The 241-nt window shown below is 35.3% G+C and carries 1 protein-coding gene; it reads left to right on the top strand.

What is annotated here, in order from left to right; translation table 11 throughout:
- Positions 1-241, top strand: a 241-nt coding sequence (locus tag EII37_RS11020) for a hypothetical protein (RefSeq protein WP_260424867.1), incomplete at both ends; no start/stop codon positions are given.

Raw genomic sequence — 241 nt, 5'->3', positions numbered from 1 at the left:
GATACGAGTTTGTTAAGACTACAACTGATAAAGATGGTAATGTAACTCACGTTTACCGTAAAGTAGTTAAGACAACTACATCATTCGTAGATGGAAATGGTAACCCAGTTTCACCAAATGAAGAAGGTAACCAACCTAAGAAAGATATCTCAGGATACGAGTTTGTTAAGACTACAACTGATAAAGATGGTAATGTAACTCACGTTTACCGTAAAGTAGTTAAGACAACTACATCATTCGT

Origin of the sequence: Streptococcus sp. OH4692_COT-348 (genome assembly GCF_003859975.1) — a bacterium.
GTDB lineage: Bacteria > Bacillota > Bacilli > Lactobacillales > Streptococcaceae > Streptococcus.
Note: the sequence above shows the minus strand (reverse complement) of the source record. Positions and strands in the feature narration are given on the sequence as shown.